This window comes from Bacillus sp. KNSH39, assembly GCF_052656585.1.
Genome location: NZ_JBQXYO010000001.1, coordinates 860,553 through 875,691, shown reverse-complemented (window position 1 = coordinate 875,691; position 15,139 = coordinate 860,553). Strand labels below are relative to the sequence as shown.

General features: G+C 31.8%; 13 protein-coding genes and 2 pseudogenes. 3 read left to right on the top strand and 12 right to left on the bottom strand.

The genetic code is table 11. From position 1 onward, the window contains the following. Positions 1-4: 4 nt before the first annotated feature. The 5 genes from ACUL40_RS04325 to ACUL40_RS04305 form a co-directional block, all read right to left on the bottom strand. Complete coding sequence (locus ACUL40_RS04325; RefSeq protein ID WP_086396011.1) at positions 5-703, bottom strand: serine dehydratase beta chain; 699 nt, start codon at positions 701-703, stop codon at positions 5-7. Between the two features lie 638 nt (positions 704-1,341). Further along, entirely contained in the window at positions 1,342-1,566 is a 225-nt protein-coding gene (locus ACUL40_RS04320; protein ID WP_098878368.1) for a hypothetical protein, read from the bottom strand. Positions 1,567-2,430: 864 nt separating this feature from the next. After that, positions 2,431-3,504: a patatin-like phospholipase family protein gene (locus ACUL40_RS04315; protein WP_048656296.1), complete on the bottom strand. Its 1,074-nt coding sequence runs from the start codon at positions 3,502-3,504 to the stop codon at positions 2,431-2,433. 889 nt (positions 3,505-4,393) lie between these two features. Next, positions 4,394-4,906, bottom strand: coding sequence for a protein kinase (locus tag ACUL40_RS04310; RefSeq protein WP_065212723.1), 513 nt, complete (start codon positions 4,904-4,906; stop codon positions 4,394-4,396). Between the two features lie 116 nt (positions 4,907-5,022). Continuing rightward, complete coding sequence (locus tag ACUL40_RS04305) at positions 5,023-5,355, bottom strand: hypothetical protein (protein ID WP_000433519.1); 333 nt, start codon at positions 5,353-5,355, stop codon at positions 5,023-5,025. Between the two features lie 747 nt (positions 5,356-6,102). Here ACUL40_RS04305 and ACUL40_RS04300 point away from each other — a divergent pair. Then, positions 6,103-6,198 (top strand): annotated as a pseudogene (locus ACUL40_RS04300) (peptidase M56); the annotation flags it as partial. A 1-nt stretch (position 6,199) separates the two neighbouring features. On the opposite strand, the pseudogene ACUL40_RS04295 reads toward ACUL40_RS04300, so the two are convergent. Together ACUL40_RS04295 and ACUL40_RS04290 are read right to left on the bottom strand one after the other, a co-directional pair. Next, positions 6,200-6,310: pseudogene (locus ACUL40_RS04295) on the bottom strand (polysaccharide deacetylase); the annotation flags it as partial. A gap of 24 nt (positions 6,311-6,334) precedes the next feature. Next, the gene (locus tag ACUL40_RS04290) at positions 6,335-7,753 is read right to left on the bottom strand and encodes an S-layer homology domain-containing protein (protein ID WP_445423014.1); all 1,419 of its coding nucleotides are present in this window, start codon (positions 7,751-7,753) and stop codon (positions 6,335-6,337) included. Between the two features lie 933 nt (positions 7,754-8,686). On the opposite strand from ACUL40_RS04290, the gene ACUL40_RS04285 reads away from it, so the two are divergent. Beyond that, on the top strand, positions 8,687-8,872 hold the full coding sequence (locus tag ACUL40_RS04285; RefSeq protein ID WP_001987408.1) for a hypothetical protein: 186 nt from the start codon (positions 8,687-8,689) through the stop codon (positions 8,870-8,872). 366 nt (positions 8,873-9,238) lie between these two features. Here ACUL40_RS04285 and ACUL40_RS04280 read toward each other — a convergent pair whose 3' ends face one another. After that, complete coding sequence (locus tag ACUL40_RS04280; protein ID WP_000470150.1) at positions 9,239-9,745, bottom strand: GNAT family N-acetyltransferase; 507 nt, start codon at positions 9,743-9,745, stop codon at positions 9,239-9,241. A 305-nt stretch (positions 9,746-10,050) separates the two neighbouring features. Next, positions 10,051-10,698: a lysozyme family protein gene (locus ACUL40_RS04275; RefSeq protein ID WP_000655735.1), complete on the bottom strand. Its 648-nt coding sequence runs from the start codon at positions 10,696-10,698 to the stop codon at positions 10,051-10,053. 496 nt (positions 10,699-11,194) lie between these two features. Between ACUL40_RS04275 and ACUL40_RS04270 the strand changes: the two genes are divergently transcribed. Continuing rightward, positions 11,195-11,785 (top strand): erythromycin esterase family protein, encoded by a 591-nt coding sequence (locus tag ACUL40_RS04270; RefSeq protein ID WP_002183587.1) that lies wholly within the window; start codon positions 11,195-11,197, stop codon positions 11,783-11,785. On the opposite strand, the gene ACUL40_RS04265 is transcribed toward ACUL40_RS04270, so the two are convergent. From ACUL40_RS04265 to ACUL40_RS04255, 3 genes are all read right to left on the bottom strand, one after another. After that, a complete protein-coding gene (locus tag ACUL40_RS04265) occupies positions 11,738-12,010 on the bottom strand; it encodes a hypothetical protein (protein WP_002164541.1) in 273 nt (90 codons plus the stop codon). The two genes, ACUL40_RS04270 and ACUL40_RS04265, sit on opposite strands and share 48 nt — an antisense overlap. Before the next feature lie 1,479 nt (positions 12,011-13,489). Continuing rightward, on the bottom strand, positions 13,490-14,212 hold the full coding sequence (locus ACUL40_RS04260) for a thioesterase II family protein (RefSeq protein ID WP_445423015.1): 723 nt from the start codon (positions 14,210-14,212) through the stop codon (positions 13,490-13,492). Next, complete coding sequence (locus ACUL40_RS04255) at positions 14,199-14,903, bottom strand: 4'-phosphopantetheinyl transferase family protein (RefSeq protein WP_042883489.1); 705 nt, start codon at positions 14,901-14,903, stop codon at positions 14,199-14,201. The genes ACUL40_RS04260 and ACUL40_RS04255 overlap by 14 nt, the downstream gene beginning before the upstream one ends. Positions 14,904-15,139: the final 236 nt, after the last annotated feature.

Here is a 15,139-nt window from a genome sequence, read left to right as displayed (position 1 = left end):
GTGACTAAAGAATAATAAGATTAGCTATATTGCTTAAATCTCCTAATTCCTTCTGAGCATTACCTGGCAATATCGAATCCAAAGCGAATGCATAAAAGTATTTTGTTTTATCTTCCAAACTATGAAAGTTGTTAATTTCCACATCATATTGTTTAAAGATCCTGCGTAAAACAAATTCAAAGTCAGCTCTTTCTGAAATCGCAATAACAACTGGCAATGGCCCCTGCAGATTTAAGCTAAATCCATCAATTTCAACATTTTTGACTTCAATCAACCCACCACCGACCGAAATACCCATTACTCTAATACTTCGACTTTCATCCTCTGCATATACATCTGCCGTATTTGGATGACCAGCAGGACTATTACCCAATTGTTCAATAAAGGTAATGTCAATTCCCTTAGACTCTGCTATTTTAATAGCATCTGGCACTTTGCTGTCATCAGCAGCTAAGCCTAATATACCAGCAATAATTGCAAAATCAGTTCCGTGACCTTTATGGGTTTCAGCAAATGATTCATAATACTTTACCACAACTTTTTTGGGAAGACCTTGAAATAATTTATTAGCAACTGTTCCAATAGCCAAAGCACCTGCAGTATGTGAACTTGAAGGGCCTATCATTATGGGCCCAATCACATCAAAACAACTTTTGTATTTAACAATCTTTTTTTCTTTAATAGATGCTACATTCATGTTCATATAAGCACCCCCATAATTTATTATTTTTAGCTGTAGTTGAATCTAAGTTATTAGAATGATCGATTCAAAACAAGTTTTGTTTGATAACGCTTTCTTTATTGAGTTGAATAAACTTCCCTTCTAATCCGCTATCCTCCGTATAGTAATCATATCAGTATGTCCAATTTTAAAAAATTACTGGCAAGTTCTTTAGAATTTTTAATCCAAAACGAGGTTTGATATTTTCTCTAGAGGTAATAAATTGTGTCTCGACGCCCTCATTATAACTTGTATATTTATAAGTTTAATCTTTTTTTATTTTTAGAAAGATTGAATAGACAGAATTTTGAATAGGTAATAAATTACACTTAGTATGTAGCAATTGTGTCCTTTGTTTGAAGCTGTATTAGTTAGTAAAAAAGCAAAAATAACACAGAGTTCCTTTCATAAACACATTGATTATATTGAAAAATCATTATAAAGATACTTATATTGTCTTTTGTTTGAACATCTTATTTTGAACGGGAAACCTGTTGCAATAAATAATTCATTCATATGAAAAGGAATACATTAATAAAATTTAAAAACGTTTTAGTATATTAATTATACATTTTTTATAAATATTAATTATCAAAAAAAACTAACTTCTTATTAGGATCTTAACATAAAGGATACATTCCAAATAACAATGGAGATTCTGCTTTATCAATTTCTTTATACGTTATATTTCCCTCTTTACCTGCAACAGCAACTTGTACTTTTTCATTTGTTTTCACATCTTCTGCACCTATTGCACCACCCGCCAATAATCCTGTACTTAACAGACTATCGTGAACAAAAGTTAGAGAGTTATGGAACAAAATATAATGTGTATGTACATACATTTCTTTTAAAAGAAGTTTTGTAGTATGCAACTGAATTAAAAAAATATAGATTTTTATGACTCTTTTTAGGGGATATAGCAAAGTGGGATCTTTTATATGCACATTGCTATACCGAACTAGATTTCAGCATAGTATTTTTTTGCAACTCATTGATTTTTACCAAACACGTATAAAAACCAACAATATGAAAATAAACGACTGGCTAAAATTTTACTTTCAATAAAATAAAAAAAGAACCTGCAAATTTGCAGATTCTCCTGATAATGATTTATATAAGTAAAACTCGAAAATATAATACAATGATTCAAAAATAAGTTCAAGTAAATCCAAAGAACCCGCTGGAGTTCGGGTTCTTTCAGAAGTGATGATGTTTTCTCGGATTTGCAAAGTGAGAAAATACAAGAATATAATACATCGAGATTTAGAGAATTTCAATACTTAAATTAGAGGTTATTTTAATATGATGTAACATCAGCATTTTGGAGGAATAGCAATGAATACCTTATACATTTCCAGTCTACATAACGCTTTATTATCAGTAGAAAGAAAAAGTAAATCCCTACTTTCACAAGAAATCCGCCTTTTTACTCTATTCATTTTTTGATACATTCCCATCCACGGTTTTAGGGTTCTCTTTTGTACTGTGTTAGCCGAAAAATTTTATAAATCATAATTCGTTTTTCCTCCACCTGTTTCACCCTTTCTACACCCTAGTTTTACAAAATAAGAGGTCATCAAAACTTATATTTATTACTTTCTGTTATCTCCTCTCTCTTGTTCTATGCATAGTCTATTTGAATTTTTATTAGCTACTAAAAAAATTTACAGGACGATTAAAAAAAGCCAAGTGCATTACACTCGGCTTTATGGTCGATTAAACATTTTTACTTCAGACGTATTAAACTGATGTAGATAGTCTTTAGTAGAAGTATAGCCTGAATTCATGAGTGTTTTCTTTTCTTCTTCTGTGATATCGAAATTAAATGACGGCGTAAAGAATGTATTGATAAATACAGTGCGGGCAGCATCTTCTTTGGTTGTTTTTCCACTCTCATGACCTTTGATCATGGTTTGAGACAAATTCCATGCAAAATGAATAAGAGAATGGCCAATATGATGTTCTGTTGAAGTTGCGATATGTTTTAACATGGCAACCTCGGCCTGAGATTCTAAACGGAAACCTAGTGTTTCTTTGTTATAGACAATTTCATCTGTAGGATCAAAGAAAGATGCATTGTATTTCGTGTGTAAGCTTCTTAGTGTAGAATGATCCTCCATATTGCTTATCAGTTTATTAACCTCGTCAATCGTATCTGTGGTCGTGAAGTGTTCTTCCTTATTCACAAAACTTTTCCGATCAAATAAACGAATTGGGTAGTTATCGAGTACACCTCCGTCTACATAATAATCTTTATCCCATTCCACAGATTTAAAAAAGAATGGGATGGACATCGAAATCCGCACAGCAACTACTAACGGGACATCAGGTGTCGTTTCGCGAGAAAACGTACGAAGCTGGTGTGTAGAAACGTTCGTTCCTTGGAAAAACACGTCTTTTCCTGTTTTGTCATACAACTGCTGAAAAGTTGTGTCCTTACTCCCTGTCCACTTTTCAACGATTTTTCCTACCCACTCAGTGAAGAAATCCCCTTTATAGATACCAAAACCATCAAAAAATAAACGAATGTTATCTTGTACAATCGAAAAATCATCATCTTTAAATGCTTTGAAATTCATGTCTTTGTGGATTTTTACAAGATCTGCGAATGGAATGGAAAGACCTAAAAGTAATGCAGTAATCGCTCCAGCTGACGTCCCCCCAAATCGTTGTATTTCTGATAAAATCCCTTCTTCATTTAGTGCACGGATGGCACCTATATAAGCGCTTCCCTTTACCCCGCCACCTTCAAATACTAAGTTACGAAATGGATATGCCATTATATACCTCCAATAAAGAAATTTTCGATCTGTTATAGTATCGGAAGTATATTGAAATATATTCCAAATGGTATTAATAAAGTTTCCTGTCCTCCGATACGTATGGCCGAATTATCTTTATTCAATGAATGAATTGTTTGAAAGAGAAGAAATTTGCTTGGAATGGTAATTTAGTAGAATAGGAAATAGGAAACAGGAAACAGGAAACGGAGCGCATCTTTGGATACACTGACTAATATCCCCTTTTGAAATTGTATATAACGTAACTTCTTTTCCAATGCATCCTCCTAGTAAAATCACGAGTAAGAAATCAAGGAACAACCTACATTTCATAAAGTCCTCACTCTCTTTAACATGCAATCCAGTAATATAATTTTTTTCAAATACGTAGAAATATGGTTTAACCAGTAATCAATGATCAGATCTTCTTAACTTAAGTAAACCTAAATCTATTTGTCTCCATACAGAAAGAGATAAATAGTTTTGTTCCTATTCATGAAATAGTACAATATATGCAAAATTACATATCTAATTAATTGCTTTTAATGTTATATTTTAATAGCAATGAATGCTATTATTTCATAAGTTGTCAACAAGCGTTATGTATGTATGAGAAAAAGGAAGGAGCCAAATAGGCCCCTTCCTTTTTCTACTAATTAACTAAATTACTCTCTGGTAAAAATTTAAATAGTAATGCTCATTTACAGGCGTCTCATTATGCATTAAACATGCTAACTTAGCTTGCTGTCGGAAAAAATAAAAACGATAGCATTAAGTTATTAAGAGACAAAAATTCATCAACACGAAGACAGATTTGTCTTGGCTAGATAAATTTGGTGATAAATACAGGAAGTAACTCTTACGATTCAATGATTCTTTTTCCTGCCTTCTACCCTTGCCACTTCTGTTTCATGACTTGTAAATAGAGATCTTCAAACTCGTTAAAATGGACGCGAAAAACACCTAATGTATCGATATAAGCAGAAATCACATCTTTTTCATTAAAATGGATACCTTCCTGTGCTAAGTCATAGCTATCATTAAGGCTGTATAAATCAAAATATTCTTCTTCCCAATACAGGCCTCTATTTACTAGTAATCGAGTAGAGCAAGTAATAGCTTGTTTAATATTCCATTTCTGAACTACTAACTTTTCATTTAAGACTGAAAGAAGGATGTTTACCGAGGGGTTTTCATCAACTATGCGGCTATATGACAGTAAAGCCGATTCTATATATATCAGCTTTGCTTTAGACATTAAAGATATCTCCATAATTTCATATGGCGGGTGATCATTTGCTTCAATCAACCTATCGCACCATGAAATAACCTCCTCTCTATTCCAAAGTCCGCAGCCTAGTCCTAATGCATACAAGTGGGCTAAAGTTTGATAAGATTTCAATATGGTTCACCTTCAATTTAACTGTATAGTGGTATTGCATTCATTTTGGAAATAATCACGCTTAGTAATAAATATAATAAGCTGCCCAAACGGACAGCTTATTTGCATTAAAAACGCTACACATGAACTTTTTCTTTTTTTCGACGCACAAGCCACCAAACTAAAGATAGCAGTACTAGGGGAAACGGAAATATCTGAATAAACAAAAATACTTCCCAAAAATCGTGCATCGTACTACCAGGGGAATCTGTTGCCATCCCGCCAATAAAAAAAGACAATGGAATGACAAGTATATTTATACCTAAGCTAATCATTAGGAATGATAGATTTTTCTTCCAGATTACTGGTAATGCAGCCGCGATTAATAAAACCAATGCAGTACCCAGTATAAGAAACAGTGCTCCAAATAAAAATACAAAGTATAAAATAGCATTGATTAAAGGTTCCACAATAGCCCTCCTAAGGATTCATTCTATAGAAACACTCATGTTATTTAGAAAGTCAGGATGCTATACCTCTTAGTTGTCTTTCAATTTCTTCATCGCTATAGTCTTCATTTATCTGCTTAGAATACTTAATCTACTTGCTTATATTCTGGACTGCGTTAGGACATATGTTTCTATTGTACAACCAGCTAGCAAGAAACCCACACTTATCCCTGCTAATACAGTACCTTTAAAGGCTCTGTTCATATTCATTTGCCCCTTTTATCTTTTCGTATTTTTTCTCCATCCATAGACAGTCCATTATGAACGTTTTCATTATAAGTATTGTCTGCTCCTTACTATCTGTTTCGGCCCTGATTCTTCTCGTTTACCGTTTCAGTATTACGCTTCAATTCGCATTATCATCACATAAAAAGGACATACCTATTCATATATATACCTTTATTATTTTATATTGAAATAAATAATGGTTCAAAGTTATTTTGTGAAAATTATACAAAAATTAACAATTCATCAATTACCCAACAATAGATAATATGGATAAAGAAAAAATACTAGAGAATATCACATTGTAGTAGTCTCTAGTATCTTTTCATAGTATTTTAGCGGCTATGCAATACGGAGGGATAAAAAAGGACCTCTTACGGAAAGATAAGAGGTCATCAAAAAGATAAAAATGTTGTATTTGAAACACGCGAGTTTCTAATTCACATCATAACACAATATATTTGTATATTCAATATATACATTAAAGATGAAGAATATTACATCATTGAAGATTACGGTGAACCAGGAGATAGTGTTGAAAATGAACCTACTTTGCGCAACATTTTCCCGAAAAAGTATGGGATGTAGCACCTGCTAAGACATTTTGAATAATCTTTGCAGCTGCTACATCAACGGGTAATTTATTGTATTTCCAATCTAGAGAATCAATTGTCCAATCCCATACTTTTAAAACTAGTGAAATAGATCTTTTTAATTACATACTTAATTTATTTTTTAATGTCCAATATTTTTCTCCATTAGCTTCAAAAGAGAATTCTACCCATCCATTCGGATCTTCACGATAAATAAAGATGGTTGTTCCAGGAGTTACTGTACCAACTTTATTCTCCTCGACAGCTACATCTGGTCTACTTTTAATTTTTAAATTAAATGGATAAGGTACCTGATAGTAAGTAGCTGATGATACAACATTTGAGCTTGAACCGTCTGCATACATTTTATATGGAATTTCATTAGATAACGCGTCGACATCTAATGTTTCAGGATTCTTTGGTAATTTTTTTGCATATGTATAGTCTTCTACACGAAACGGTTTAATACGTTCCATAATACCCGCAATTTTCTTAGCCCAGCCTTTATCTGATGCATATTTCACGTTCATGCCAGTTAATGTTGACCCGTTATAATACATACCACTTTCTTCTAAATATCTTTCTCGTACATAATTAGCGTTATAAGCAATACTATCGCCGTAGCTTGGTAAATATTTCGCATATTTAAACGGATCTCCATCATATGCACGTAGACCGAATAAATTATGTTTTTGATATGCGATTTCTGATTTTCCGTATCCAGATTCTAAAATCGCATGCGCCGCTAAATAATGAGCACTCACGCCATATTGATTTTGCGCATTGATAAAATCTTGTCCATGTCCAACTAAGGGACTATCTGAATGATATTTTGCAATAAAACTATCAATCTCTTGAGCTGTAATTTTCGAAGCCACTGTTAAATTTAAATCTTCATATGAGGTAGCAGTAGTAATCTCTTTTTCATCGTTTAAATTTTGTTGTAACATATCTGTTTTTGCAGTAAGTTGAGCAGCTTCAGCACGTGTTATAAATCTATTTGGTTGCCAACCGTTCTCGGTACCATTAGAAATTTTTAAATCTATTAAAATATTGGCATGTTTTTCTCCCCAATGCCCTTTTAAATCTTCAAATCTAACCTGCTCGTTATGATTTGCTGTGCTTTGTAGTTTATATGCATTTACTAGCATGGTAGCCATAGCAGCACGAGTTACTTTTCCGGATGGATTAAAGATTCCATTACCTTCACCTTTAACAATACCAGCTTTTTCAGCAGCAGCAATATAAGGAGTAGCCCAGTGGTTTTGTGAATCTGTAAAAGATGGTTTTGCATTAGGGTCAATTTTTATACCTAAAACTTTTGTCATAATTTTTGTAGCCGAAGCTCTGTCTAAGGAGTCATTTGAACCAAAAGTTCCATCTGGATAACCATTTAATACCTGTTTATCAACTAAATAGTTAACGGATTTATCAGCCCATGTAGGAACATCAGGGAATTTATGAGTATCTGCTAAAATATTAGAAGAATAGGATAATATAGCTCCTGCAAGGATACCTGTTGCAATTAATTTGTGCTTCATTAAAATAAACACCTCTACCATTGTATTTATCAAATTGAGATTTTCTATTTTTATATTTACATGTTTGTAATAATAATAAAATCGTATTATGACGCATTCAATTTGATGTAACGAGTATAGTTACTTATATACACAAGTGTCAATGAATTTCTTTTACAAAAATACATAATATTTACATGATTTTATAATTGACTTATGTATAAATTTTGTAAAGGACCCTTTGATAGATTTTACCTGAAGAAATCTCTTTAGTTGTTAATTTGCCAATCTTTCTCGTTTACTATTAATCAATTAAAAAAAGAATTTTTTGTTTAAAAATCTTAAGTTGATGGATGTGTGAACGTACCGCTACTAAAATTCTTGCTTTTAATTTATTATTACTGTATTATATTTACGTATCAATATAAGGATTATAGTATATAAAAAGGAATCAAGTCTATAAGTAAGATTTAAATCCTTTTCCAATTCAAAAAGATTTTGCCAAAATCTAATATAATTTATGCTTATCTTTTTAGTATGTATCTAGTAAAAACATATTTTTTATCCATAGAATTCTGTTTTCAATGATATGAATTAGTGTTCTAAACAAGGAATCCTACAAAGTGATCTGAAAAACCTGAGAGATATTGTATGTAGTTTGCTCATCTCCAGGTACTACAATAAAAGAGCCTTACCTCTCTAGGCAAGACTCTACTAGTTTAGTTGTATACTATTTACATGATAACTAAGAAACAGAAAACATATAACACCAAATAACAGCACCCTATTACTCCTCCTACAGCTAATACCTGTTTAACCCAACTCTTAAATTTTTGATTACTGTAAATCGCTTGCACTCTTTCCATATTTCCTCCTATTAAGGAGAACCCTTAAAGACTCTCACCTCGCTATAGTACCATTAAAAAATGAATAATAGAGATCTAATGTATAAATATGCAATATTGCATACGGAAATGTATTGTTATTATTGTAAGCGCTTACTATAATAAAGTTATAAAGATTTATTACATTTTAATACGAAAAAGAGGAGAGAATAATATGGAAATCGCAATGGCAGTTTTAAAATTTATAGGTGGAGCAATCCCATTAATTCAAGAACTTCTAAAAGCATTTATGTAAATTCACTATTTAGCAATTATTTATAAAAATTATTATACAAATGATCTGTATATCAAAAATGAATTGGCTTACAGATCATTTGCGTGATCAAGGTCCCTTTAACATGGCTAAGGGGCCTTTTTAAAATTTTTAAATAATTAAGGTTACGTCACATCACCATCAAGTTAGCAAAATAAAATGAAACTTTAACTTGATGATGATGGGGTAACAGTTGTGATTTAGAGATAAGATCAGATTATACAAAGTTTTGCACGTCAGCGATACCGGAAATAAACTTCGCCTTTAGTAGCAAGAATCCCCAATAAAGATAGTCAACTTGCCTATTTAGGAATAAGAGTGTCAATTTAAATAATGCATTCTGAAACACTACTCTTCTTCTAAAATAGCGTAATAATATTCATCCCACCATTCATTCCCATGTGGTATACACTTCCTGAAATAGCCTTCTCTTCTCATTCCAATCTTCTCCATCACTCGATATGATGGGGTATTTTGTGGCTGACATGTAGCTATAATCCTATGTAATTTCATTTCCTTAAAGCCATATTCCAATGTAGCTTGTGCTGCTTCAGAAGCATATCCTTTATTGAAATATTTAGGATTGAACACCCAACCAATCTCATATGTATGCTCACCAAAATATTTATGAAAAACTATATGACCAATCAGAATATCTTTATGAATTAATACTACAGGAAAGTTCTTAGCGTTTTCACCAATGTTTTCATTCACAAAGTTTCTTGTATTTTCTTCAGTAAAAACCCCTTCAGGTATGTATTTCATAACATTGATATCTGATGTATACTCATGAACAGCTTGCCAATCTTTGAACTCAAATTTCCGTATTAATAATCTTTCTGTTTTTATAAACATTTACTTTTCCCCCTCAAAAAATTGCAACTATATTTTAAATCCACATTTAACCCTTAAAACAAAAAGAACTTGTAGGACTCTCTACAAGTTCTTTTTGTTTTAAGGTGAATATACGAGCCAAACAAACTATCTTACAGATTGACTGTAGAAACTTTAGGGGTAATGCTTTGACAAATATATTATATAACAAATATTAACATCCACAGGATTTATTTTTGAAAATTATGTGAATTAAGAAAGGAAGTAGTTTTTCCTTAGCTATTATTATTATTAACTGACGGTATCATTATATTTTATTCTGCAACTTATTTAGAAGAGCTATGTACATTTCGAAGAAGTTCTTCAATAAGTTTTGTTTTTTCATTTACCTTTGTGGCATATGTGAAATCACCATAACAATATGGATACCTAAAATTATTTTTATTTCCACCACAAGTATACATCGCTGGATTTTGATCAACTTTCATCTTAGAAAACTTTTTGGCTGAATCCTCCGAGTGTTGTTTAACTTCTTGACTAGCAACAAAATCAATATAACCTGGCCCCATATTATAGCTTTGAATAATTGTATCCATGCTAACATCCTTGTCCGTTCCATATTTGTACATTTTAGCAAAGTGTTTTACCCCTTGTTCAATGCTCAAGCTTGTCTCTTGAATTTCATTTGGCTTTAATCCAAGTGATTCAGATGACTGCATAGGATCGTTTCCCTCACCTCTACTCTCTTGATACATAATTCCTAATAAAATTGGTGTTTTCTCTCCTAAATTATATTTTTCTAATTCTTTTTTTAAGGTAGACTCATATTGCAATACACGTTTTTCGGTGGCTTGCGCTTTATTTTGTTGAATATTGGTTTTATGATTAAAATATAGCATTCCAAGTATTATTACTAAGCCTAAAATACTAATAAGGAACACTTTTATAATTTGTTTTTTACTTGTATCCTTCATATATTCCTCCTCGTATAAAAAAATTAATTTTTCAAAGGTAATTGGTTATTTACAAACTATGTAATGAACATCTATCTCCCGCCCTTTTTAGACTCAAACATCAATACTTTAAGGTTTTAAGTTTAATATAAAAATTTAAAGATAAGGTAAAGATAAGATAAAGATAAAATAAAGGGTATTTTTTAGCGTACTTTAAAAGATATTGCTACAAAGGGATATATGGGACAACTTGTTGATATGAATGGATTTAGTGATAATTGAAAGGTTATTGTACAAGTTATTAATTATGGAGACATCATTCCAGAAGATTTAATCCATCTTTTCAATATGCTTTATATAAAAACCACAACATAACATATAATAAAAAACGGCGAACCCTCCACCTAGGAGAATCCACCATCACAAATAACTGATTATTTCACACCTAGTTTTTTTGCTTTCTTAGGGATCCCGTCTTCCAGCACTTCCTCTCAAGCTGTTACACCTGGAATATGATGTGATTGCATTTGAAACAGGGCTTTGGGAAGCAGCAGCTGTTCAGCAAAATTTTGATAACTCAACCGCTACAGAAGCGATGAAACAATCCTTATACTCTGTATGGAAAACTGAAGAACTTGAACAATTATTTACCTATATGAAAGAACAAAAAGAAAAAGGAAAGCCACTCACATTAGCTGGTTTTGATATGAATTTGTTTTATAAATCTTCATTCCGCTCTTATGCAAAAGAATGGTTGCAAAAAGTAAATCCTGAAGTAAAGAGTGAATTTGATACAGCAGTGTCAGAGTTAATTGAACTGGATAGGTATTACAATAAAAATAAAACATATCCCTATGATCGGTTTAAAATGGAGATACAGCCTGTAATTAACAAGTTTGAAAAGGTTAGAATGTTTATTCAGAATCATAAATCTGAATTGATTCAAGTTACACCACATCCTACGTATGATGTGAAAGTCAGAGGTGGCATCTCCTCACCTAACCTGACAGACTATTCTTTTTATATCCGAGATCAAAAAATGGCACAAAACTTCGCATGGCTAACTGAAATGCAGTATGGAAACAAACTGGCCCCCTTTAACAAGTAATAATTTGTTCTGCACCCATGTTGATAATTCTTCTGGTAATCGGAATGTAACGGAACCATGTTGCTCTTTTATAATGACATAGGGATTGCGGAATTCTTCTTGAATGCCGATTCCAATCACTTGATACAATTTCCTGCACTGACTCGGAAACAATATATTTGGAATGTCTAATGATTCAATTTCATGAAAAGAATGACGGAATCTCACATCCATTGCAAATACCATCACACCAACTCCCAGCTATACGTAAAACACAATTAGTATACCGATGAGATCTATGTTACGTGCAGAAATCCCCGTTTTCTCCCCAGACTTATCTACAAGAATAAAAAAGGAATCACAAGATATGTTCCCTTTTCACTATTTGTTTTCTACACTTTTAATTCCAATATTTCTAGATGCTGAATAGATCCGCCCCCTGGCAGGTAGACATCTTCCTCCTTCAGCAGGTATACGGAACTTTCCGTTTCTACTAGTGATGGAAGATTGCGCACGCCAAATAATAATACTTTTCCCCTATTGCCCAAATGACGTGGGGTATGCATGGAAATCGTAAGGTTGTTTATGCATGTAATTGTTCCTGTTCTTAAACATTTTCGGGTATCTATTTTTATTATGTTTTGCTTTTGTAGTATTTCTTATTTTTATTGTTTGATTGTTATGACTGGCATTTGCTCGTTTTCGGAAATTTCACTGTAACCAAAATAAAGTAGAAAAAACAATAAAATAATTGTCCAAATAAATATAAACACTTTATAACTATACTTCATATGAAAAACCTCATTTTCCCTATATAAGTGAATGTACATACACCCTATAAATCTAATTACATAAATTATCGGATGTTTTAGTAGTAGAGAATCATTAAGTATTAGGAATTGTTATTCATAAACATATCCAAGAATTCTTCAAAAAAATATCATCTAGGCATTTTAACATTTCATCAAAATGCACAGATGATATTTTGTACGTTTAGCTTGGTAATGCTTTTTATGTAATGAATTCTTATCTCTATTTCACCTTAATGTTTATATGTACAAGAGTCTGTGTAGCAATTAGACTGTACTTTAAATATGTACTCAATTGTGTGTGGGAAAGGAAGCACATTTTATTTAAAGTGGTTACTTTAAAGCCCTTAATTAGTTGGTAGTCTTCTTCATTCAGACAAAAAGGAAATTTAAAGTGTGCACGTACTTTCAACTCAGACTTTTTACTACACACACTCCTATACACATAACAATATTTATAGCTTTTTGTAACATTACAGAAATAAGAAGAAATAATATCGAAACATTTATGATATCTTGTAACAACTCAGTAACATAACTGTAACATAACGTGTATAATCGCACAATACTTTTTAACTGAAAATCAATAAATTTATGTAAGTACCCATAACGTATTACATATTGTTTGTGAAACCTTTTAATGAACAAGTATAAGTGGATGGCGGGAATTGAACCCACATCAGAGGTTCTGGAGGCCCCTGTTTTACCCTTAAATTATACCCCCTCGTGGTCGGAATGACAGGACTTGAACCCGCAGATCCACAATCTAGCAAGTCTAGCATTTCGCCACAAACTCCATAAAAATAGAAAAAGACCACCGAATGTACTCGATTGTCTTTTTGCCATGCATATCTGCACAAGAAGTGTATACTTCAAACCCTTTAATATTTTTAGCTATGAGCATACTTATAAAACTCTAAAAACTATTTGATAATCTTTTAGAATCTAACTTTCTTTTAATACTATTTGCTATTTCTTCAATATTTTCATTTAGAAAGAAATGATTACCTTCAAAAGAATGAAAAGTACACGTTTTACTTGTGTATCGTTCCCATTTTATTACTTGATCATATGTAGTAAATTCATCATTTTCCCCATTAAATATAAGAAAATCAATATCACATGGTTGTGTATTTTTGTCATGAATATACGTCTCAACGATTTTAAAATCTGCTCTTAGAATAGGGAGAAAGATCTCCATTAATTCTTCTGATTGCAGTACCCCAGATGGTGTACCTCCCATTGCAATAACTTCTCTTTTAAATTGCTCATTAGAAAGATTATGTCGGATATTTTTTATTTTACTATTTGGATGATTTCTACCGGACAAAACAAGAAATTCAGGCGATACGTTTTTAGAATCTTTTATTTTTCTGGCTACTTCATAGGCGATCAAACTTCCCATGCTATGCCCGAATAGAATGTAGGGCGAATCATCTATCTGCATAACTATTTTATTGTAGACATCATTTACTGCCTCTTCCATACTTTGGTACAAGTTTTCTTCAATTCTATATCCTCTACCAGCTAACTCTACCGGGACTATCTCAATATATGGATTAAAGTAATTTTTCCATTTTGCGTAACTAAACGCAGATCCCCCAGCATGTGGAAAGCAAAAAAGTTTAGTCTTCTGCATTGATTTTCTCCTTACTTTCAAATTTGTATATATTTTGGCAAATTGTATAAATGTCTTTAATTATTATCTCTTGAGGAAATTCATCTCTTGTTGCACAAGCAGATAACTTATAATTTGGATCAATGTTATATTGTTTAAAGTAAAAGTTTTTAGGTATATGCTTGTATGAAATTAAAGTTCGTGATTCTTTTTTTATAGAGAATGAATTTAATGGGGTATAAAGCCCTTTTCCAATCGTTTTTATATAGCTTTCTTTTAATGTCCATAAATCATAAAAATAATTAATTTGTTCATCAGAATTCATATTAGATATATCATAAAATTCTTCCGCTGAAAAAAATTCTTTTGCTAATTTAAAAGCCTCTATTTCTGAAACTTTTTCTATATCAATACCCACATTAAAATTAGCAGTGGTACAAACCACCCATTCTCCTGAATGTGACAGATTAAAATGAAAGTCAGAAAAGTTTTCAACAAAAGGTTTTCCATACTCATTATATATAAATCTAATTTCTTCATTATTAATTTTATACTTTTGGCAGATTAGAGATCGGATTAGTAAATCCCCTATCAGGGTCCTATTAATGTCGCATGAATTTAATAATCGCTTCATTCGCTCTTTCTTTCCATTTGAAACCAAGTTACTAAGTTTCTTAAACAAATGACTTTCAATATTCTTTGGTATTTTCACAGCGTGAATTTGTATGGTAAATCACGTCCTTTTTTAAAGAATGGCTTCATATATGAACGTTACAGAAACTCAAATTAACTTTATTAAATTGCATATACAATAGAAAAGGTGCATATTTACATATCAATGAAAATATGCACCTTCCCTCAGTAATATCATCAGGCATTCGCTTCTATTACAAAGATTTCTATGTCTCTACCAATTACTTTTTACATTATCCCCTTAAAAAGTAATGC